This is a genomic window from Arthrobacter nitrophenolicus (genome assembly GCF_000332815.1).
GTDB lineage: Bacteria > Actinomycetota > Actinomycetes > Actinomycetales > Micrococcaceae > Arthrobacter > Arthrobacter nitrophenolicus.
In genome coordinates, this window is sequence record NZ_AOFD01000010.1 from 67,490 (window position 1) to 87,837 (window position 20,348).

Annotated in this window: 13 protein-coding genes and 3 pseudogenes; 6 read left to right on the forward strand and 10 right to left on the reverse strand. The window is 62.3% G+C overall.

The window, feature by feature from the left end; all coding sequences use genetic code 11:
• Positions 1 to 90 precede the first annotated feature (90 nt).
• The gene (locus tag G205_RS05460) at positions 91 to 675 is read right to left on the reverse strand and encodes a histidine phosphatase family protein (RefSeq protein ID WP_009357099.1); all 585 of its coding nucleotides are present in this window, start codon (positions 673 to 675) and stop codon (positions 91 to 93) included.
• A complete protein-coding gene (locus G205_RS05465) occupies positions 672 to 2,180 on the reverse strand; it encodes a CCA tRNA nucleotidyltransferase (RefSeq protein ID WP_009357100.1) in 1,509 nt (502 codons plus the stop codon). The genes G205_RS05460 and G205_RS05465 overlap by 4 nt, the downstream gene beginning before the upstream one ends.
• A 207-nt stretch (positions 2,181 to 2,387) precedes the next feature.
• Between G205_RS05465 and G205_RS05470 the strand changes: the two genes are divergently transcribed.
• From G205_RS05470 to trxA, 5 genes and pseudogenes are all read left to right on the forward strand, one after another.
• Positions 2,388 to 2,888, forward strand: coding sequence for an NUDIX hydrolase (locus G205_RS05470; protein WP_009357101.1), 501 nt, complete (start codon positions 2,388 to 2,390; stop codon positions 2,886 to 2,888).
• A gap of 93 nt (positions 2,889 to 2,981) precedes the next feature.
• Positions 2,982 to 5,155, forward strand: a pseudogene (gene murJ / locus G205_RS05475) (murein biosynthesis integral membrane protein MurJ).
• A gap of 166 nt (positions 5,156 to 5,321) precedes the next feature.
• Positions 5,322 to 6,911: a protein kinase family protein gene (locus G205_RS05480; RefSeq protein ID WP_009357102.1), complete on the forward strand. Its 1,590-nt coding sequence runs from the start codon at positions 5,322 to 5,324 to the stop codon at positions 6,909 to 6,911.
• A 348-nt stretch (positions 6,912 to 7,259) separates the two neighbouring features.
• Positions 7,260 to 8,186: pseudogene (locus tag G205_RS05485) on the forward strand (NAD(P)/FAD-dependent oxidoreductase).
• Positions 8,187 to 8,222: 36 nt separating this feature from the next.
• Positions 8,223 to 8,549 carry a thioredoxin gene (gene trxA / locus G205_RS05490; RefSeq protein ID WP_009357103.1) on the forward strand — a complete coding sequence of 109 codons (327 nt, stop codon included), beginning with the start codon at positions 8,223 to 8,225 and terminating at the stop codon, positions 8,547 to 8,549.
• Positions 8,550 to 12,713: 4,164 nt separating this feature from the next.
• Here the strand turns inward: trxA and G205_RS05495 are convergent.
• From G205_RS05495 to rpmH, 8 genes and pseudogenes are all read right to left on the reverse strand, one after another.
• A pseudogene (locus tag G205_RS05495) lies at positions 12,714 to 14,011 on the reverse strand (ParB/RepB/Spo0J family partition protein).
• Positions 14,012 to 14,075: 64 nt separating this feature from the next.
• Positions 14,076 to 15,143: a ParA family protein gene (locus tag G205_RS05500; protein WP_275450412.1), complete on the reverse strand. Its 1,068-nt coding sequence runs from the start codon at positions 15,141 to 15,143 to the stop codon at positions 14,076 to 14,078.
• A gap of 90 nt (positions 15,144 to 15,233) precedes the next feature.
• On the reverse strand, positions 15,234 to 15,884 hold the full coding sequence (gene rsmG / locus G205_RS05505; RefSeq protein ID WP_009357105.1) for a 16S rRNA (guanine(527)-N(7))-methyltransferase RsmG: 651 nt from the start codon (positions 15,882 to 15,884) through the stop codon (positions 15,234 to 15,236).
• Positions 15,885 to 15,905: 21 nt separating this feature from the next.
• Positions 15,906 to 16,472 (reverse strand): Jag family protein, encoded by a 567-nt coding sequence (locus G205_RS05510; RefSeq protein ID WP_009357106.1) that lies wholly within the window; start codon positions 16,470 to 16,472, stop codon positions 15,906 to 15,908.
• A complete protein-coding gene (gene yidC, locus G205_RS05515) occupies positions 16,472 to 17,446 on the reverse strand; it encodes a membrane protein insertase YidC (RefSeq protein WP_009357107.1) in 975 nt (324 codons plus the stop codon). Before yidC ends, G205_RS05510 begins: the two co-directional genes overlap by 1 nt.
• Positions 17,447 to 17,461: 15 nt before the next feature.
• Positions 17,462 to 17,854, reverse strand: a complete 393-nt coding sequence (gene yidD / locus G205_RS05520) for a membrane protein insertion efficiency factor YidD (RefSeq protein WP_009357108.1) — start codon at positions 17,852 to 17,854, stop codon at positions 17,462 to 17,464.
• Entirely contained in the window at positions 17,847 to 18,257 is a 411-nt protein-coding gene (rnpA, locus tag G205_RS05525) for a ribonuclease P protein component (protein WP_035752146.1), read from the reverse strand. Before rnpA ends, yidD begins: the two co-directional genes overlap by 8 nt.
• A 41-nt stretch (positions 18,258 to 18,298) precedes the next feature.
• Entirely contained in the window at positions 18,299 to 18,436 is a 138-nt protein-coding gene (gene rpmH / locus G205_RS20955; protein WP_003800212.1) for a 50S ribosomal protein L34, read from the reverse strand.
• A 469-nt stretch (positions 18,437 to 18,905) separates the two neighbouring features.
• On the opposite strand from rpmH, the gene dnaA reads away from it, so the two are divergent.
• Positions 18,906 to 20,327, forward strand: a complete 1,422-nt coding sequence (dnaA, locus tag G205_RS05530; RefSeq protein ID WP_009357110.1) for a chromosomal replication initiator protein DnaA — start codon at positions 18,906 to 18,908, stop codon at positions 20,325 to 20,327.
• The last annotated feature ends 21 nt before the right edge of the window (positions 20,328 to 20,348 follow it).

Below are 20,348 nucleotides of genomic sequence, written 5' to 3' on the forward strand. Positions count from 1 at the left end.
CCTTAGGGACAGGAATAAAAGTACACCACTAATCCGTGGTTGACTACCTAATTCGGGAAAACTGCAAAAAGAAATTTCAACGAGGGATTGTTAGAGGCCCCAGCGCACAATTGCGGGGGTCTTCTTGTCCCAGCCCAAGGTGCAGACTTTGGCCGTTCCAAGAATGAAATGCCGGCCCTCGGTGGGTGGCAATTCGAGCCACCGGGCAGTCAGGATCCGGGAAAAGTGTCCGTGCGCCACAATGAGCACATTGTCCATCCCCGATTCCAGGATCCGCCCAATGATCTTGTCGGCCCTTGCCGCCACTTCGTCGAGCGTCTCGCCGTTGGGAACACCGTGGGTCCAGATGAGGTAGTCGGGGTTGTCCTTGCGGATCAGGTCGGAGCTGATGCCCTCGTAGTCGCCGTAGTTCCATTCCACGGCCAGCGGCTCATGCTGTGCGTCGGGGAAGCCCGCAAGTTCGGCTGTGCGCCGGGCCCGCCGCAGGGGCGAGGTGAGCACCAGGTCGAAGTCCACGGCGTCGAGCACCTTCCGGGCCTCCACGGCCTGCTGTTCACCTTCTACCGTGAGCGGGAGGTCCGTCAGCCCGGTGTACTGGCCGCTCTTGGACCATTCGGTCTCGCCGTGGCGCAGGATCCAGAGCTGGGGGCGTGGGGCAAGGGCGGGATATGTCACTTGGTCTCCTCGGAGGGGGAAGGTTCGACGACGGCGGGAGACCCTGCGGGATCCGCTGCAGCAGGTGCCGATTCCGGCTGCCCGGCCCACCAGCGGAGCAACCGGGCCTCAGCTTCCTCCGCTGGAAGGGGTCCGTGTTCCATCCGCTCGTTGAGCAGGAACTTGTAGGCCCTGCCCACGACGGGCCCGGGCTTGAGGCCGAGCACCGCCATGATCCGGGCCCCGTCCAGGTCCGGCCGCACGGCATCCAGGGACTCCTGTTCCTTCAGGGCGACAATGCGTGCTTCAAGGTCGTCATAGGCGAAGGCGAGCCGCTCGGCCTTGCGCTGGTTCCGGGTGGTCACGTCGGACCGAGTCAGCCGGTGCAGGCGCTCCAGCAGCGGCCCAGCGTCGGTGACGTACCGGCGGACGGCTGAATCGGACCAGCCGGCGTCACCGTAGCCGTAGAAGCGCATGTGCAGTTCCACCAGCCGGGCAACAGCCTTGGTGGTGTCCTTGTCGAAGCGGAGGGTCTTCATGCGCTTGGTGGTGAGCTTGGCACCCACCATGTCGTGATGGCGGAAGCTGACCGCGCCGCCCGGTTCGAAGCGCCGCGTAGCCGGCTTGCCGACGTCGTGCATCAACGCCGCGAAGCGCAGCACGAAGTCGGGGCCGGGGACAGGGCCGTCCGCGTCCGTTTCCAGCTCCGCTGCCTGCTCCAGCACCTGGAGGGAGTGCTGGTACACGTCCTTGTGCCGGTGGTGCTCGTCGGATTCAAGGCGCAGGGCCGAGACTTCCGGGAGCACGTATTCGGCCAGGCCGGTATCCACCAGCAGGTCCACCCCCACGCGGGGGCGGGCGCCGCAGATGAGCTTGACCAGCTCGTCGCGGACCCGCTCGGCCGAAATGATGGTGATGCGCTCGGCCATCCGGGTCATGGCCTCGCGGACGTCGTCGTGCACTGCCACCCCCAGCTGCGCGGCGAACCTGGCGGCCCGCATCATCCGCAGCGGGTCGTCGGAGAAGGACAGCTCGGGCGCACCGGGCGTGGCCAGAACTGAAGCGTGGAGGTCCCGGACGCCCCCGAACGGGTCCACCAGCTCGAGGGAGGGCAATTTCAGGGCCATGGCGTTAATGGTGAAATCCCGGCGGAGCAGGTCATCGGTCAGCGACGACCCGAATGCCACCACGGGCTTGCGGGACTGCGGATCGTAGGCTTCGGCCCGGTAGGTGGTGATCTCGATCTGGAACCCGTCCTTGCGCATGCCGATGGTTCCGAAGGCGCGGCCGATATCCCAGAAGTTGTCCGCCCACTTCTTGATCAGGGCTACCGTCTGGTCCGGCGTGGCGTCCGTGGTGAAATCAAGGTCGGGGGAGGTCCGCCCCAGGAACAGGTCCCGCACCGGGCCGCCCACGAGCGACAGTTCATGCCCGGCGTCCACAAAGCGCTGGCCCAGCTCCAGGACCACCGGGTCCACCTTGAAGTCGACGGTGTGGGATTCAGTCTTGTGATGTGCGTGCGCCATAGTTACTTAAGCTTGGCAGAAACCGGCGGCCCGGCAGGCCAAAATACTGTCAAGATCCGAAGGATTCCACCTGCCGGCATGAAACTGCGTCATATGCCGTCCATGTTGTTGTCATGTTCCGGTCATCACGAACGGGCAACAGTCGTTAGAGTGGACTCCATGGCCCATCCAGTACCGAGCGCTCCAGGCAGGAGGACGAACGCACCATTGCCATCGGCGATCGGTGCGCATGTTGCCCCTGCCCCGCATTCGGCGCCGGCCTCGCTGCCCACGGTGGAGGAAGTCTCGGCCGGCGGCGTGGTGGTGGACACGTCCGACGCCGAGTTGCGGGTTGCGATTATCGCCCGCCTTAACAGGGGCGGACGCCTGGAATGGTGCCTGCCCAAGGGCCATCCGGAGGGCAAGGAAAACAATGAAGAGGCGGCGGTCCGGGAAATCGCCGAAGAGACCGGCATTGAGGGCAGCATCCTGGCACCGCTGGGCAGCATTGACTACTGGTTTACTGTCAGCGGCCACCGGGTCCACAAAACTGTGCACCACTACCTCCTGCGCGCCACGGGCGGCGAACTGACCATCGAAAATGATCCCGACCAGGAGGCCGTGGACGTGGCGTGGGTGCCCATCCAGGAACTGGCCCGGAAACTCTCCTTCCCCAATGAGCGGCGCATTGCCGACCTCGCCCGTGAGGTCCTGCCCGGACACTTATAGGGTGCCCCGGCCTCCCGTCCGCCGCAGTGTGCCTGCCGCGCTGGCGTCCGGGCGTTGCGGCGATAAGCCCCTGCGAGTGAGACGATGAACTCGATGTCAGCTACCAACTCTCCATCCGATAACGCCGGCCGCCGCGGCGATGCGGTTCCCGACGGCGTGCCCCCGGAAGCGGGCGGGCCGGAACTTGCCGGTCCGGATGCCCCGCAGGTTGCGGCAGGTGCCAGCGAAACCCGGTCCAGTGCCATCATGGCCGCCGGGACCCTGGTTTCGCGTTTCCTGGGATTTGGCAAGACCTGGATGCTCGGCACTGCCCTGGGGCTTGGCTCCACGGTCAACGACACGTTCATCAATGCCAACAACCTTCCCAACCTGATCTTCCTGCTGGTGGCCGGCGGCGTGTTCAACGCGGTCCTGGTGCCGCAGATCATCAAGGCCAGCAAAGCGCCGGACAGGGGAGCCGACTACATCAGCAGGCTGCTGACGCTTGCTGTCCTGCTCCTGCTGGGCCTGACCGCCATGGTCACGCTGGCCGCCCCGTGGGTCATCGACCTGACCACCCAGGGCTATTCACCGCAGCAAAAGGCGCTGGCAGTCACGTTCGCTTTCTGGTGCCTGCCGCAGATCTTCTTCTATGGCCTGTATGCCCTCCTCACCCAGGTCCTCAACGCCAACGGCGCGTTCGGGCCGGCCATGTGGCGCCCATCCTCAACAACATCGTGGCCATCGCCGGGCTGGGGATGTTCATCTGGATCTTCGGCACCAACGAGGCCAATCCCCACAGCCTGGACAACTGGGGCGATACGCAGACGCTCTTTGTGGCAGGGTTCTCCACCATCGGCGTCGTCTCCCAGACGGCCATCCTCCTGATCCCGGTCTTCCGGCTCCGGCTCGGCCTGCGGCCGCGCTTCGGCTGGCGGGGCGTCGGACTCGGCCAGGCAGCCAGGCTGAGCGTATGGACGCTCCTGACGGCCGCCGTCGGGCAGCTCGCGTTCCTTTACGTCATGCGTATCGCCACCATTCCCGGTGCCGAACGCCTCCGGCTGCAGGAGGCGGGCGACCCGGCAGCCGCCATGCTGCCCGGAAACGCCGTCCTCGAGGTCGCCAGCCAGCTGTACCTGCTGCCGCACTCCATCATTGCGCTGTCCCTCGCCACGGTGCTGTTCAACAGGATGACCCGCGCGTCCCAGGACGGCAACCGGGACGAACTGCGCGATGCGCTGTCCCACGGGCTTCGCACCATGGCCGTCGCCACCGTGTTCGGCGCGCTGGCACTGTTCGCGCTGGCCGGACCGCTCGGCATGTTCTTCTCCGGAGGCTCGCGCCAGGACGGCGTGATGCTGGCCCAGACGCTCACCATCCTCGCCCTGAGCACTCCCTTCATGAGCGCGAACTTCATGATGTCCCGGGTGTTCTACGCCAACGAGGATGCGCGCACGCCGTTCTACATCCAGCTGCTGCTGGCGGTGGTCTACGTGGCGGGTGCCTTCGCCATCCAGTTCCTGCCGGTAAACCAGATCATCTACGCCATCGCCATCCTGTATATGGTGGGAAACATCCTCTCCGTGGTCATCAGCGCCTACTTCCTGCGCCGGCTCCTGGGACACCTGGACGGACCACGGATCGCCAACTCCTACATCCGGATGGGGTACGCCGCCCTGGGTTCAGCAATCGCCGGTGCCGGGGCCCTCTGGCTGATGGGCAGCTACAGCCCCGATGGCTTCGCCTGGCAGAACCGCCTGACTGCATTGATCACGGTGGTGGTGGTGGGCCCCGTCATGCTGGTGGCCTACTTCTTCCTGCTGAAGCTGTTCCGGGTTGCGGAACTGCGTGACCTGCTCCGGCCGCTGCTTGGCCGCCTGGGCCGTGGGGGCCCCGCTGCTCCTGCCGCGGAAGGCGGGGCGCCGCCGTCGTCCGCCCCGGAAGGGACCCCATCGGTGGAAGGTGCCTCGGCGGAGGCCCGCATGCACCGCCCCGAGCGTGCCACCACCTCCGTGGATACCGGCCTGATCCCCAGGATCTCCGGCGAATTTGACGCGGTGTCCTTCCGTGCCGGCCCGGAGCCGGAGCGGACGGCGGGCGGTGCGAATTCACATGATGGCGGCCCCCAGGAAAAGTCCGACGGCGGGTACCTGCCCGGCGAGGACCAGCCCGGCACCGCACGGGGAGGCCTGCTCCGCGAGCAGATTCCGCTCCCCGGGCGCCGCACCTTCCAGGGGAAGGCCGGCGAGAACCCCTATTTCAAGCAGCGGCGGCGGCGTAAAAAGTAGGCTCCCGGCCGCTCCCGACGGCCATAGTCCGCGGCGTGCCGGACGCAATCCGCTAGGATCGGAAAGGTACAGGGGGAGTTGCATTCGGGGGCAAGCCACTCGGCGGGTCCTTGAACGGGGGTTGCATCATCCATGCCGGCAACCCCGGACAGTCTAGGAGGAACACGTGTCCAACCCGATCGATGTCGGATCAGTACTGGGCGGCCGCTACAAGGTCACAGCCACGGTATTGGCCTCGCACGACCACGATCTGGTGCTGGACGGTGTGGACCAGGTCCTGAACCGGCCGGTCAGCATCCTGGTTGCCGGTCCGCAGAACACGGAGCAGGTTGCGCAAAGCGCCCGCGAAGTGGCCACGGGTGAGCGGCCTGGTACCGTCCAGGTCCTGGACCTCGGCGTGAGCGATGCCGCCACCTACCTTATTACCAACCACACCTCCGCCGCTGACCTGCTGGACCTTGTGGTCGCCTCGAACCCGCCCTACGTGGAGCCTTTCTTCACTGACACGCTGGGCAGCGAGATCTTCGGCCAGCCCCGCTCCCGTGAGCCTGAGCCCTACGACGAGGAAGACCACGTCGACGCCGGATATATCAATTACGGCGACACGCACCAAAGCCAGGTGGACCCCTACCGGACCGCACCTGTTGTGCCGCCCAAGCCTCCCGCGCGTCCCGCTGCGGCACCTGGAAGCGGCCGGAGCGGAGCTTCGGTAATCGGCGGTGCTGCTGCCGCGGGGGCTGCTGGCGGTGCCGCCGCTGCTGCGGGGTCCGCTACCGGCAAAGCAGCAACGAGCCACGCTGATCCGGACGCCACCGCCGCCCAGCCGGTGCAGGATGTATCCAGCGGATCGGCTCCATCTCCCGCCACCGCCCCTGGCAATGCGATCGGGGATACCGGTTCCGGCAAGCCCAAAGTGTCGTTGTGGTCCGACGACGATTACGCCCAGGCGGACGAGCAGGAGCAGTACCACGCTGACTCAGAGCCGTACGATGAACCCCAGCCGGTCAACAAGAAGCCCGCCATCTTCGCCCGGGCCGCGGCACCCGCTGCTGCCGGCGTCTCCTTCGCCGACCCGGGGGATTACGACGGCGACCGCGACGAGCCTGAACGCGAACCGCGCTCCATGCGCTGGCTGGTGGGCGGGCTGCTGGCCGTCGTCCTCATTGCCGGCCTCGTGTGGGCGCTGACCGGTTTGGGCAGCCTCTTCTCCCAGCCGCAGGCAAACAACCCCGCACCGGTGGCCCCCACCAGTGCTCCCGAAGGATCAGCCGCGGCAACCCAGGCACCCAGCTCCGCTCCGCCTGCCGCACCGCCGGCCATCGAAAGCGTTTCGCGCCAGGGCAATTTCGACTTTGCCGCGACCTTCGACGGTGACCTGGTGAAGGCCTACGACGGGAACGCAGCCAGCTACTGGTCAGACATGGAATTCGCCACCGAAAACTGGGGCGGCCTGGCAGCCCAGGGCGTACCGCTCGTGGTCAAGCTCGAGAAGCCCGCTGCGGTCTCCTCCATCACCCTGTCCCAACTCGGTGGCTCCGGGGGCAACATCACGGTCTACACCAACGACCGCCCATCGCTGGACGGGGCGCGTGCAGTGGGGACCAGCAGCTTCACTTCCACGGACCTCAACATGCCGCTGGCAGAACCTGCCCAGGCACAGTACGTCATCGTTTCGATCAACTCCCTTCCCAAGCTGGCCGCGCCAAAGACCCGCTATGGTTACGGTTTGCGCCTGGCGGAGATCAAGGTCCAGTAGCGGCTTATTGGACGTCTGCGGTCCTCAGGTACACGGCCCTTCCCTTCGGGGGAGGGCCGTTCCTCTATCCGCGCCGGTAGTGGTGCCCGGCCGGGGCGACGCATCGCGTCATCCAGGATTCGACGGCGTGCCCTCCCGTCGTCCTTGGCTCTGGCGGGGCGGTAATCTGGAACGAGCGCCTGGAGGGGGCCGCACTTTGCCGTTCGCCGGCTGTCATCCCAAATCCAGCGCCGGAATATTCAGCATCCAGTAGCAGTTGTGCCATGTGGCCGGCCTCCACAGCGGGGCGCGTCAAGTAAGGAAGAGGTTCACCGTTCAGTGACCATCGCAGAAAACACCGCGTCCGAAGTGCGTGATGTCATCATTGTCGGCTCCGGACCGGCCGGCTACACAGCCGCCGTCTACACGGCCCGTGCCAACCTGAAGCCGCTGCTGCTCGCCGGCTCTGTGACCGCAGGCGGTGAACTGATGAACACCACCGACGTTGAGAACTACCCCGGGTTTCCCCGACGGCATCATGGGTCCGGACCTCATGGAGAATTTCGAGAAACAGGCCGCACGCTTCGGCACCGAGATCCAGTTTGAGGATGTCACGGCACTGGATCTCCAGGGCGCCGTGAAGACGGTGACCATTGCGACAGGGGAGACCTTCCAGCCAAGGCAGTCATCCTTTCCACCGGCTCCGCGTACCGCGAGCTGGGCCTTCCCAACGAGAAGCGGCTCTCCGGACACGGTGTCAGCTGGTGTGCAACCTGCGATGGTTTCTTTTTCAAGGACCAGGACATTGCCGTCATCGGTGGCGGCGACTCCGCGATGGAGGAGGCCCTGTTCCTCACCAAGTTCGCAAAATCAGTCACGGTAGTACACCGCCGCGATTCTCTGAAGGCATCCAAGATCATGGCAGACCGCGCGCTGGCCCACGAGAAGATCAACTTCATCTGGAACAGCACCGTGGAGGACGTCCTTGGCGAAGACAAAGTCACCGGCCTGACGTTGAAGAGCACCCTCGATGGCACGGAGTCGCATCTTGCCGTGACCGGTGTGTTCGTGGCCATCGGCAACGACCCCCGGACCGACCTGATCAAGGATGTCCTCGACCTGACGCCCGAAGGAACCATCGCCGTGCAGGGGAGGAGCTCCAAAACCAGCATCCCCGGCGTTTTCGCTGCAGGGGACGTCATCGACCCCACCTACCGCCAGGCCATCACGGCTTCCGGTTCCGGATGTGTGGCTGCCATCGATGTGGAACACTACCTGGCCAACCTGCCCGCATAAGTCAGCAACCTACGAACCGAGGAGAAAGAGAACGCAATGAGCAACGCAAAAGACGTAACTGACGCAAGTTTTGGAACGGACGTCCTGTCCTCTGAAAAGCCGGTAATTGTCGATTTCTGGGCTGAATGGTGCGGCCCCTGCCGCAAGCTCGGTCCGATCCTCGACGAAATCTCCGTTGAGTACAGCGAGAAGGTTGATGTCGTCAAGGTAAATGTCGATGACAACCCCTCCATTGCTGCGGAGTATGGCATCACGTCGATTCCGGCCGTCTACCTGTTCCAGGGTGGAGAAGTGAAGAGCACGGTTATCGGTGCAAAGCCGAAGCAGTTCTTCGAGAAGGAATTCGCGGACGTCCTGTCGTAAACGCTCTTCCGGGCTCTTCATCGAGAACGTCGAAAGTGGTCATCGCCCTCGGGTGGTGGCCACTTTTTTGCCTGGCTTGTAACGCCCGCGCTCGTGCAACAAGCCGCACGGGGAGGGGTGAGTCACGTTTCACGTGAAACCCTACAAGTACTTGCCCCATTACGCGACAATGCAACAGTGCTGATCGGCACGAGGGTCAGGCCATGTTTCACGTGGAACATGCACTTGTGGTTCGCGGAGCCCTTGGGGGTTGCTTGGTTGGCGCCGTAGACCTTCCGATGACAGAGAGTTGTCCACGGTGTTTACCGCCGAGGTACGTAGATGTCTGCTCACCGGCACAATTGGGAAGTAGCTGGGGCAGAGCACAAGCAAGACCACCGATGCCCACGGCGTTGGGCTCCCGACATAGCCCGGCGCTGCTTGATCGGCGTTTCACGTGAAACATCACTGGCCCACGCACCCCAACAAGCTGCGCCATTGCGGCAGAGCCACAGCACCATGGACCCTCACAAATTTGAGTTGAAGTAATCAGACGCCTGCTTCCCTTGGATGAAAGCATAAGTGCTTGGTTACTGGCACAGCTCACCGTGATCACAACCAGACCCACGTACTCGCAGCGATATACCCCAGACAAGCTGCGCGCACTGTACTGATGTGCTCATAGTTCGAATTGGGGTGCTACGTCCACCGAACTCCCAACGGCAATCTGCCACTGGATGCAAGATGTTGTGGCCGGCAGCAAACAGAAGTGCTCATGTACCCGGGTATGGCCCGGGCGAAGAACTAAGCAGCCTACGCCCAAATCTCGCAAGACTGATTCGACTTCCTACACGAAGAGACGCATCCCAGCTCCCAACATAAGACCCGCTGCAGCGACATAGGACTCACTGCAGCAAGGGGAAGTGCGTTGCTAGGTGCAATTCTGTCAGTTCCGCTGCCGTTGCCGAAGCAAGCAGGATCTTGTGCCGCAAAACGTCTAACCAGGGGTGAGTTAGAAGTGGCATAGCGAGGGCCAGATCGCCCGACTGGAACTGGACCGCGGCCTAATCCTGAGCCTGACCGCAAGCCTGTCCTCGACCTGACTTGTAACTCACCCGGACCTCCGAATCCTATATCGCGAATCAGTGAGGCTCCTTGGCGTACCGATACGGCCACCACGTTGCATCGGCTCTTCTTCTGGCGTTACCCGTATGGCGGCGTGTCAATAGCCGCTCATGGGCTGCACAGTCTGAGCCGGCCTGGCAGGTCCGCAGGTCGACCGGTCCTGGCTTCCAATCCGCCGGGACCGTTCCCGTTGCGATCCGAAGCTGCAAAATCACCACGCCCGCTGCCTTGTTTCACGTGAAACAGTAGGAGCGTGAAGCTGTCACGGTCCGCGTGAAAAAAGAGCTGAACGGAAGAGACGGAAAGGAGAACGCAAGGTTCACTAGCTGGCCGCCGGAATCACCGGCAGCCGGAACGCAGTCGTTAAGGTGGCATCCTCCTTTTCCTTTAGGATCCGAGTCGAATGTTCAGGCTCAGGGCATCGCGGTAGCCCCTGGTGCTAGGTCACTACGCTCTTGACGCGTGGCGTCGATGGGATATCGCGGCAACGGCAATCGCGGGCGTACCCAGAGCGGCTATCCAAAACATCGCGGAGGTACGGTGGAAGCATCACGAATCCGGAGACCGACACATCAAAATTCGTCTGCGGGGCGCGTCGCCCAGTGGGAGCCGCTTCGTTCAACACTGGCTTCATCGCAATGGGTGGGAGGGCCAGGCATGATCGGTCCGACGGCAGCTTACCAGGGCACAAGCGGATCTCAGCAGCAGAGGCGCCGGTTGCAGGGGTTGAAGCGTCAGCTCTCGGACCAAATCTGGGCCGCTAGCGCCCACCGCTATTCACAAGTTTTCCACAGGCCGCTAGTGATCTTATGCACACAGTTATCCACAGGCGACTCAACCCCGAAGACAGCTCCTCGTGGGCACTGCTAGGCGGTGTCCTGGCAGGACAAAGGAGCCGGGGAGCGTGCAGGCGTCTTCGGATGGAAGCGGCGACCCGCATTGGTAGTGACCGGAGGCGAAAGCTTAGTTCACTGGGCGAGAAAATCAACCTGCTTCGTGCTTTCCACGACTAAGAAGCCCCCATTACTAGCGATTCATAAGGGTGCTAGGTTTCACGTGAAACAAGCGCTAGCCATGTCCCTTGCCAACGACGGACCGTCGAGCTTGCGAGGCTACGGTCATCTGCCGGTAGGGCTCGCCGTCCTCGGACGGAATGAACAGGATGAACACGAGTTATCCACCACGTTATCCACAGGGATATCCACCGATATCGGAACGCGATCCGCAGGGTGCGGATAGGCTGGAAAGCCTCATTTTGGTCTGGCAGACGCTCCTGTTGTTGGCCCGGCTGCGGCGTCCGGAAGGTCCGCACCCGGCCGCTCGAAGCAGACCTGTTGGTCAGCTACGGGCCTGGGAACATCCCAGCGACAGGTGCGGTATGTCGGTAGCGGTGGTAGCCAGTTACCAGCAGCGCCTGTCGTGCCCCGGCAGGAGCGGAGCGTCTACCGGATGTCAAAGCGGAGCCAGCCGCCTACTTCCCACAGAGGAAAGGGGTCCATACCCCGTCCCGGGGATTGGCCACGAGGAGGCGGGCTGCGCGACCGTGGCACAGAAAGGTCCCATCAAAGGCCGCGGAACCACTCCGTCTGCGCGTCCTGTCCGCTGTATGCCCTCACACTGCATTGCTGCGGATTCCGGTCATATCGGAGTATCGGAGTCGGATGTCGCCCTTGGCGTCCGGCAGAACGTACTGCTCGGCCGGATGGAACAAAGGAAGAACTGAAGGTTGCCGCCTGTATGGTCACAGAACCATGTGGGCCGCGGCGTCCGAGGAAGCGGCGAATTCGAGTGTGGGTACCGCTAGGGGGGTGTCCGTGACGTCAGCGGGCCTACGTTCTGTTTCACGTGAAACAGCTGCCCCGCTTGTTGCGGGTAAACCGCACCATTGGAAATGGCTAGCGACATCAGGCCAAATGGGTCAGAATAGATAGCCCTCCTGCTGCACACTCAATCGGAGTGGAAGGCATTCTACTGACGGCGCCAATGCATTTATCGCGAAGGCACCCCAGTTTCGCCAGCGTCGAAAGATTTGCAAACGCCACGGTTGGGCCTGGATAGCGGTGCTGCCTCATATTGAAAGAGTGAATATCGCCCTTGGGTATGCTGACGCCATGGGTGGCGCTCCGGTGATCGTGCCGTAGGACATCATCCGAAGGGCTAGCGGATCTTGATGTTTCACGTGAAACGCCACCAGAGGACCATGGAATGGGTAGTTTCAGCGTGTGGGTGACATTCCTGGGCTTCTTGTCAGGTAATCTTGCGACAAAAGCCGCATCCAGGGGCGGACCGGCAATCAGCGGGACACGTCTCCTTTCCAGCCACAAACTTGTCGTATTTTTCCGCAGGATCCGTCGCGATTGCCGTTTCTATGGCTTGACCTGTATCGCGCGAGATCAAGCGTAAGGGATGTACAGCACGCAAATGGCCGGGACATTTGTATTTTTCGGAGAAGACCAGCTTGGGATGGGTGCAGGCAATAGTCCCACTGGTCGGATCTAGATTCAGATCGAGAACCAGAACTCTGTTCACTGAACGCCACACACCCGCGCTTCATGGCGGATTGAGGGTCGCATATATCGAATATAGGGGAGTCCGACGCCTTTGCTTCTACAAATCGCCTAGGACGCCCCGACGTTCTGCCGCAAGCTCGTCGAAATTAATCAGGCAGCATGTCGCATTTCTCCGCAGGTGGAGGGGGCCCGATATCCTGACTCTTCTATCGATGGGCACCTTCTACGCTAGGCATAGTAGGCCGACGTGTTTCACGTGAAACGCAAAACTAGATGACGGCATCGAGCTGAGCCGGTCCACGTGTGGTTTCTGCGGAGCTGGTTCACAAATAGATCTGCGGCCATATATAGTGCAGTTTCGGTGCTTCAAAACGTCGATTGCCTCTTCTACGGGAGGGCGAGGGGCAATACAAATTGCTGAATTGTGAAGAATGAGATTTCCGAATAGTGATCTGGACTGTCTCATGACGTTCATTGGCAAGTATAGGGCCCCCAACAGACGCAGAAGAGGCCCGGTTCGCAACGAACCGGGCCTCTTCACAAGAACTTGCTAGTTGGTGGAACCAGGAGCCAATACATCCATGATGCGGTTCAGGTCCTCAACACTCGCAAACTCAATGCTGACCTTCCCCTTCCGGACACCCAGGGAAATCTTCACGTTAGTGTCCAGGCGGTCAGAGAGGGATGAAGCCAGATAGTCGAGCCGTTCATGGCGGGCACCAGGCCGGGGAATGTTGTTCTTTACCGGTTTGGCTGGATCCTGGTAGAGCGTGACCGCCTCTTCGGTGGCGCGCACGGACATGCCCTCGGCAACAATCTTCTGTGCCAGCCGCTCCATGGCCGCGGCATCCGGAAGGGACAGCAGGCGCGGGCATGCCCCGCAGAAAGGACGCCGGCGGCAACGCGGCGCTGGACCAGGGGAGGAAGCTTCAGCAGACGCAGCGTATTGGACACCTGTGGCCGTGAGCGCCCGATCCGGTCGGCCAGCTGCTCGTGGGTGGTACCGAAATCCTCTAGCAGCTGCTGGTACGCCGCAGCCTCTTCCAGCGGGTTCAGCTGGCTCCGGTGGAGGTTCTCGAGCAGAGCATCGCGAAGAAGGTCGTCGTCGGTGGTATCCCGGACGATGGCCGGGATGGTGTCCAGCCCCGCCGCCTGGACTGCGCGCCACCGGCGTTCACCCATAACGAGCTCGAACGGCTCGCTACCGGATTCGGTTGACTTACGGACGACAATTGGCTGAAGGACGCCGATTTCCCGTACAGAGTGCACCAGCTCCGCCATGTCGTCCTCATCGAAGACGTTGCGCGGCTGCTTTCGGTTGGGATGGATATCCATAACCGGTATTTCGGCGAAGCGGACACCCGGAACTTCGACGAGCTCCACCCCGTCGTCAATCAGCGCGGGGGCAGCGACCGGCTCCGCCGTGGACCCATCCGAGGATTCGTCGTCGCGGACTTCGGCCTCAGCCGGCTTCGTGACATCCGCCTTGGCGGGCGAACCCTTGCGCGCCGAACTCTTGGTTGCAGCAGAAGTGGAGGAAGATTCCGTCTTCTTGGCACCTGCAGAATCGGTAGCGGAGGAAGAAGTGCCTGCTGCCTCCGTATCACCATCCTGATTCCTGGACGGCCTGGACGTGGTCCTGGGGGCAGGGGAAGCGATCAGCTTGTCTGCAACTGACTGGGCTGTGCCTGCAGCAGCGTCCGGCGAATCAGTCTTCTTCCGTCCCTCAGGAAAGAAGAGGTCCACCGGGCGGGATACCGCTGCCCCGTTCCCCTGCCCGTTTGATGCGGCGGAACTTGGAATCAGCGCGCCAAGACCGCGGCCTAGGCCCCGTCGCTTCTCGCTCATGGATAAATCCCTCCAGTGGTAGAACCAGGCAGTGCCGGTTCCGGTCGTTGCAGTTTGAAGATTTCTAGCGTTCTGCTATTTCAGCAGCGGCTTCCAGGTAAGACAGTGCGCCACTGGAGGATGGGTCATACGTCATGACAGTCTGCTGGTAACTCGGCGCCTCGGAAATACGGACCGAGCGCGGTACTACGGCAGACAGCACCTGTTGCGGGAAGTGCGTGCGGACTTCGGCAGCGACCTGTGCAGCAAGGTTGGTCCGGCCGTCGTACATGGTGAGCAGAATCGTGGAAACTTCGAGCTCGTCATTGAGGTGCTTCTGGATCATCTCAATGTTCTTCAGGAGCTGGCTGAGTCCCTCGAGCGCATAGTACTCACACTGAATGGGAATCAGGACCTCGTTGGCAGCGCAGAACGCGTTGACTGTGAGAAGTCCGAGGCTCGGCGGGCAATCGATGAAGATGTAGTCCAGCCGCTCCTCTCCGTTCTTTTCACGCGTCTTGGCATATACATCGATGGCCCGGCGCAAACGCTGTTCACGCGCCACCAGCGATACCAGCTCGATCTCCGCGCCTGCGAGGTGGATGGTGGCCGGCGCGCAAATGAGCTTCTCGATATCGGGGCACTGGGCCACCACGTCTGCCATCGGCACATCGTTGATGAGGACGTCGTAGATGCTGTCGACATCCGCGTGGTGCTCGATGCCCAGCGCAGTGGAGGCGTTGCCCTGCGGGTCGATATCGATCACCAGGACATTCAGTCCGGCTGCTGCCAGTGCGGCCGCGATGTTCACGGTGGTGGTGGTCTTTCCCACCCCACCCTTCTGGTTGGACACGGTGAAAATCCGGGTCTTCTCCGGCCGGGGCAGCTTGCGGCCCATGAGGCGCTCCCGGCGCTTGGTTTCGTGCGCGAGCTCGCGGGCGATAGGACTGGAATCATCCATCGCGTCAATGATGTTTGATCTACCGGCAGGGGTTGTTTCACGTGAAACGAGGGCGGCGGATCCGGCATTCGCTACCGATTGCGGATGATTCCCGCCCCGGCCAGGGGCAAGTCCCGGTCCAGTGACGGAACGAGCTGACCCCAATGACACAAACGGCGGTATCCGTTGTGCGGAGGCTTCACTACTGGTCACTGGGGCACACTCACTCTCGTTCAGCCATTTTTTGCTGCCGTTGACTAGCCTAACTGCTTGACCCGGCAGACTACGGCTACCGGGCCAGGACTAGGACTTCTTTTGGGACTTGTTTACAACGATGCGCACTACCGTGGTGGGTTCCTCAAGCAGGTTGTCACCCACGGTCAGGACTGACGTTTCAACGCCGCCCAGTTTGCGGATCACCTTGGCGGCTTTTTCGATTTCTTCGCCGGCGCTCCGTCCCTTGATGGCAACAACTTCGCCCTTGCCGTTCAAGAGGGGGATGGTCAGCCCTGCGAGGTTGCTCAATGCCGAGACTGCCCTCGCCGTCACCACGTCGGCATCAACATGGCCAACGGCCAGTTCGGCACGCGTGCGCATCACCGTCACGTTGTCCAGCCCGAGGTCGTCCACCACCTCCTGGAGCCAGATCACCCTGCGTTCCAGGGGCTCGATCAGGGTCAGTTCCAGGTCGGGCCGGGCGATGGCGAGGCACAGACCAGGCAGGCCGGCCCCGCTGCCGACGTCGGCTACGTGGCTGCCGTGCGGGATCTGCCTCTCGATGACAGCGCAGTTCAGCACATGCCTGCTCCACAACCGGGGGATTTCCCGCGGCCCGATCAGGCCGCGTTCAGTTCCCGAAGTGGCAAGATGCTCAACGTAGCGCTTGGCCAGATCAAGGCGGTCGCCGAAGATTTTTTCGGCGGCCAGAAGCTCAGGTGCCGTGATGTCAACCATGTTCAGCGGGCCAGCAATTCTCTAGTCTGCGGATACAACAATGTGGCGTCCGCTGCCTTCGCCCTCGGACTCACTGACGAGCCCCAGGTCTGCGACGGCGTCGTGGACGATCTTCCGTTCGTAGGCGCTCATCGGTTCCAAGGCCACGGATTTGCCGGTTTCCTTCACTGCGGCTGCGGCGTCCTCCGCGATCTTCTGCAGGTGGCCGGTGCGCTCCTGGCGGTATCCGTTGATGTCAAGGACCAGCCGGGACCGGTTCTCCGTTGCGGACAGCACCGCAAGGCGCGTGAGCTCCTGAAGTGCTTCAAGGACCTCACCGTCCTCGCCAACCAGGCTCTCCAAGCCTTCGGACTCTTCCTCGGCAACGATTGAAATGTAGGTGCGGCCGTTGCGGACCTCGATGTCGATGTCGCCGTCGATATCGGCGATGTCCAGCAGTTCCTCAAGATAGTCCGCCGCGATGTCGCCCTCTTCCTCGAGACGGCTGACAGCGGACATCTTCGGCGCGGAAGTCTCTTCGTTCACGGACTCGTCCTGCTCTTCGATCATGTCTTCAGAAAGGGCGTGTTCGGTGCTCTCGGCTGACATTACTTCTTCTTCCTGTTCTTGCGCTGGGGCTGGACACGCTGGCCCTTGGGTTCGGCAACGGCTGCTGCCGCGGCGGCATCGGCGTCGTCATCCTTCTTGCCGCTGAGGATGGACAGGGCGGGCAGGCCCTTGGCGGCACGGCGCTCGGCAAGGGCCTTGGCGGCGGGGGATCCCGGCGTCGGCATGCGGCGGATGACGAAGAACTGCTGGCCCATGGTCCACAGGTTGGTGGTGGTCCAGTAGATCAGGACACCGATGGGGAAGTTGATGCCGCCCACACCGAAGACGATGGGCAGGATGTACAGCATCATCTTCTGCTGGCGCATGAACGGGCTGGCCATGGCCTCTTCGGACATGTTCTTGGCCATGATCTGCTTCTGCGTGATGAACTGCGAGGCCGTCATGGCCAGGATCATCAGGATCGAGAGGACGGCAACAGTGATCTGGTTCTCGCCGCCGCCGCCATGCAGCAGCGTTGCGTTCAGGGGTGCCCCGAAGATGGTGGAGTCGTCGAACTGCACTACCTGGTCGTGGCTCATGGCGCCGATGCCTTCGCCCTTGTCGCGGGCACCTGAAATGCCGGACAGGACGGTGAACAGCGCGAAGAAGAACGGCATCTGGATCAGCATGGGCAGGCATGCGGAGAACGGGTTGGTGCCGTGCTTCTTGTACATGGCCATCTGTTCCTGCGCCATGGCCTGGCGGGACAGCTGGTCGGTCTTGCCCTTGTACTTGTCCTGGAGCTTCTTCAGGTCCGGCTGCAGGAGCTGCATGCCGCGCTGAGCCTTGATCTGCTTCACGAACACGGGAATCAGGGCGGCACGGATCACCAGCACCAGCCCGATGATGGAAAGAGTCCAGGTCCAGCCCGATGCCTCGGGCAGGCCGATGGCGGTCAGGCCCTCGTGGAAGCCCACCATGATGATGGACACAAGCCACTTGAACGGAAACATGATTGTTTCAAAGAAGTCCATACTTATCCCTATTCGTCAGGCCGCACTGCGGCCTTCTCCATCAGTCCGAGCAGCCAGGTACTTGTCCGGGTTGTTCAGCACAACAATTGTGGGGGCCTGGCTCTCCGGCCAGTCCCGCTTTCCGGCGGGGACGTGGTCCACACCGCCGGCGTTCCATGGATGGCAGCGGCCGAGGCGCCGGACTGCGAGCCAGCTTCCCTTGACGGCGCCATGGACAGTAACCGCTTCAAGGGCATAAGCCGAGCATGAAGGGAAAAAACGGCAGACCTGCCCGTACAAGGGTGAAATCACCTTGCGGTAAGCCTTGAGCAGCACGATGAGGGTGTTCCGGGGCAGGTTCCACAGGAACATTCCGACGGCGGCGGCTACAGGACGGAGACGGGCGACGACGGCGGTGGCGTTACGCACGCGATGTCCCCTCCTGTGTTGTACCAGCCGAACCATTTGCGGCCGCCTGTATGGGGCGTCCGGCCAGCCGGGTCAGCGTCGATTCCAGTGCAGCGTTGTAGTCCTTCAGCAGCTGGTCCCAGCTGGCAGAGGCGGACGCGGGCAGCGCCCGGACCACTATGGCGAAACCGGTGCCGTGCTCGCGCAGCGAGGCGGCACCCGCTTCCCTCAGTCTTCGCTTAACGAGGTTCCTGACCACAGCGTTCCCTACACTCTTGGAAACGATGAACCCGATCCGGCTGGGTTCGTCGGCAGCGATAGCTGCCGCATATAACACTACGTTCCGGCGCCCATTGCGGACACCGGAACGTACAGTTGTTGAAAAATCGGTAGCAGTCCTCAGGCGGTTGCGGGCGGCCAGCACCTTAAACTCGCAAAGGAATGTCTACCGACAAGTCAGGTTATTTAGGCCGACAGCTCGGTGCGGCCCTTGCCACGGCGGGCTGCCAGGATGGCGCGGCCGGCACGGGTACGCATACGAAGGCGGAAGCCGTGCTTCTTGGCTCGACGGCGGTTATTCGGCTGAAAAGTCCGCTTGCTCACGTTAGTTACTCCAGTGGATCAAAGGTGCGCCCACCCGATCAGTATGGGGAAGAACTGGCCGACGCTAAGTTTTGTATATGCACGCTTCCCCCGGCTGCCCAAACGCGGAGCGTCTGGGAGATTCAGATGGGGCCAAAAAGCGGACACAAAGGACTTCACAACGTTAGGGCAATTTGAGCCCCTGCGTCAAACCGGGACGGCCCCCGAGCGCTATCCCCAGCTGTTCCTAACTACCCCTCAAAGCCTGTGGATGAAGTGGCTCACAGCCCCCTTTCGGGAACCACAACCGTGTAATTATCCACAAGCAACTGGCCAGCTATCTTCTAGGCTTTTCATCCCCTAGAGTGGCTCAGTAGCCGATTATCCACGGACTGTGCATAACCCTGTGGATTAAGCTGGGCCAGCACCCTGGTTCCGGACTTTGGGCTGCAGGCATTGCAGGCAAAGCAAGTTTTGAGGGAACCCATTGATGACAGTAGACGAAGCCAACCACGCCAATACTGTCGGAAGTTCCTGGCGCCGGGTGGTCAGTTTGTTGGAGCAGGACCACCGCGTTTCCCCGCGGCAGCGCGGCTTCGTCATCCTCGCCCAGGCCCAGGGCCTGATCGGTTCCACCCTCCTGGTGGCCGTACCCAACGAACTCACCCGCGAGGTGCTCCAGACCCAGGTGAAGGATGCCCTCGACGATGCCCTGCACAGCGTCTTCTCGGAAGACATCCGGTGCGCCATCGACGTCGATACCGATCTGGTGCCCGTCCACGAAGAACCTGAACCCGTCGTCGAACCGTCCTTCGTCTCGGACCAGCTGGTGGAGCAGAAGCCCCAGCCCATGCTGCCGAGCACCTCGCATGAGTTCGGCCGGCTGAATCCCAAGTACGTTTTCGACACCTTCGTGATCGGCTCGTCCAACCGCTTCGCGCACGCTGCGGCCGTGGCAGTTGCCGAAGCCCCCGCCAAGGCCTACAATCCGCTGTTCATCTACGGCGATTCCGGGCTGGGCAAGACGCACCTGCTGCACGCGATCGGCCACTACGCACGGCGCCTCTACAGCGGCATCCGCGTCCGCTACGTCAACTCCGAAGAATTCACCAACGATTTCATCAACTCCATCCGCGACGACGAAGGCGCCAGCTTCAAAACCACGTACCGCAACGTGGACGTGCTGCTCATCGACGACATCCAGTTCCTGGCCGGCAAGGACCGGACGCTGGAGGAGTTCTTCCACACGTTCAATTCGCTGCACAACAACAACAAGCAGGTGGTCATCACCTCGGACCAGCCGCCCAAGCTGCTGGCTGGCTTCGAGGACCGGATGAAATCCCGCTTTGAGTGGGGCCTGCTGACGGACATCCAGCCGCCGGAACTCGAAACCCGCATCGCCATCCTCCGGAAGAAGGCCCTTAGCGAGGGACTTTCGGCACCGGATGACGCCCTTGAGTACATCGCCTCCAAGATCTCCAGCAACATCCGCGAACTCGAAGGCGCCCTGATCCGCGTCACGGCGTTCGCCAGCCTCAACCGGCAGCCGGTGGACGTGGCCCTGGCGGAAATGGTCCTCAAGGACCTCATCACGGACGACGGCGCCCAGGAAATCACATCCAGCCAGATCCTCCAGCAGACGGCCGACTACTTCAAGCTCAGCATGGAAGAGCTGTGCAGCAAGTCGCGCACGCGCACGCTGGTGACGGCGCGGCAGATCGCGATGTACCTGTGCCGGGAGCTCACCGACATGTCCCTGCCCAAGATCGGCCAGGAGCTCGGCGGCCGCGACCACACCACGGTCATCCACGCGGACCGCAAGATCCGTGAACTCATGGCCGAGCGCCGTGTGATTTACAACCAGGTGACAGAGCTGACCAACCGGATTAAGCAACAGCAGCGCGATTCCTGACCCGCCACCTATACCTTATTA

What these genes read in the sequence shown, in the direction of transcription:
- trxA (WP_009357103.1), top strand. Translation starts at nt 8,223, where the DNA reads ATGAGCAACGCAAAAGACGTAACTGACGCAAGTTTTGGAACGGACGTC.
- yidC (WP_009357107.1), bottom strand. Translation starts at nt 17,446, where the DNA reads ATGGACTTCTTTGAAACAATCATGTTTCCGTTCAAGTGGCTTGTGTCC.
- G205_RS05510 (WP_009357106.1), bottom strand. Translation starts at nt 16,472, where the DNA reads ATGTCAGCCGAGAGCACCGAACACGCCCTTTCTGAAGACATGATCGAA.
- G205_RS05465 (WP_009357100.1), bottom strand. Translation starts at nt 2,180, where the DNA reads ATGGCGCACGCACATCACAAGACTGAATCCCACACCGTCGACTTCAAG.
- dnaA (WP_009357110.1), top strand. Translation starts at nt 18,906, where the DNA reads ATGACAGTAGACGAAGCCAACCACGCCAATACTGTCGGAAGTTCCTGG.
- rsmG (WP_009357105.1), bottom strand. Translation starts at nt 15,884, where the DNA reads ATGGTTGACATCACGGCACCTGAGCTTCTGGCCGCCGAAAAAATCTTC.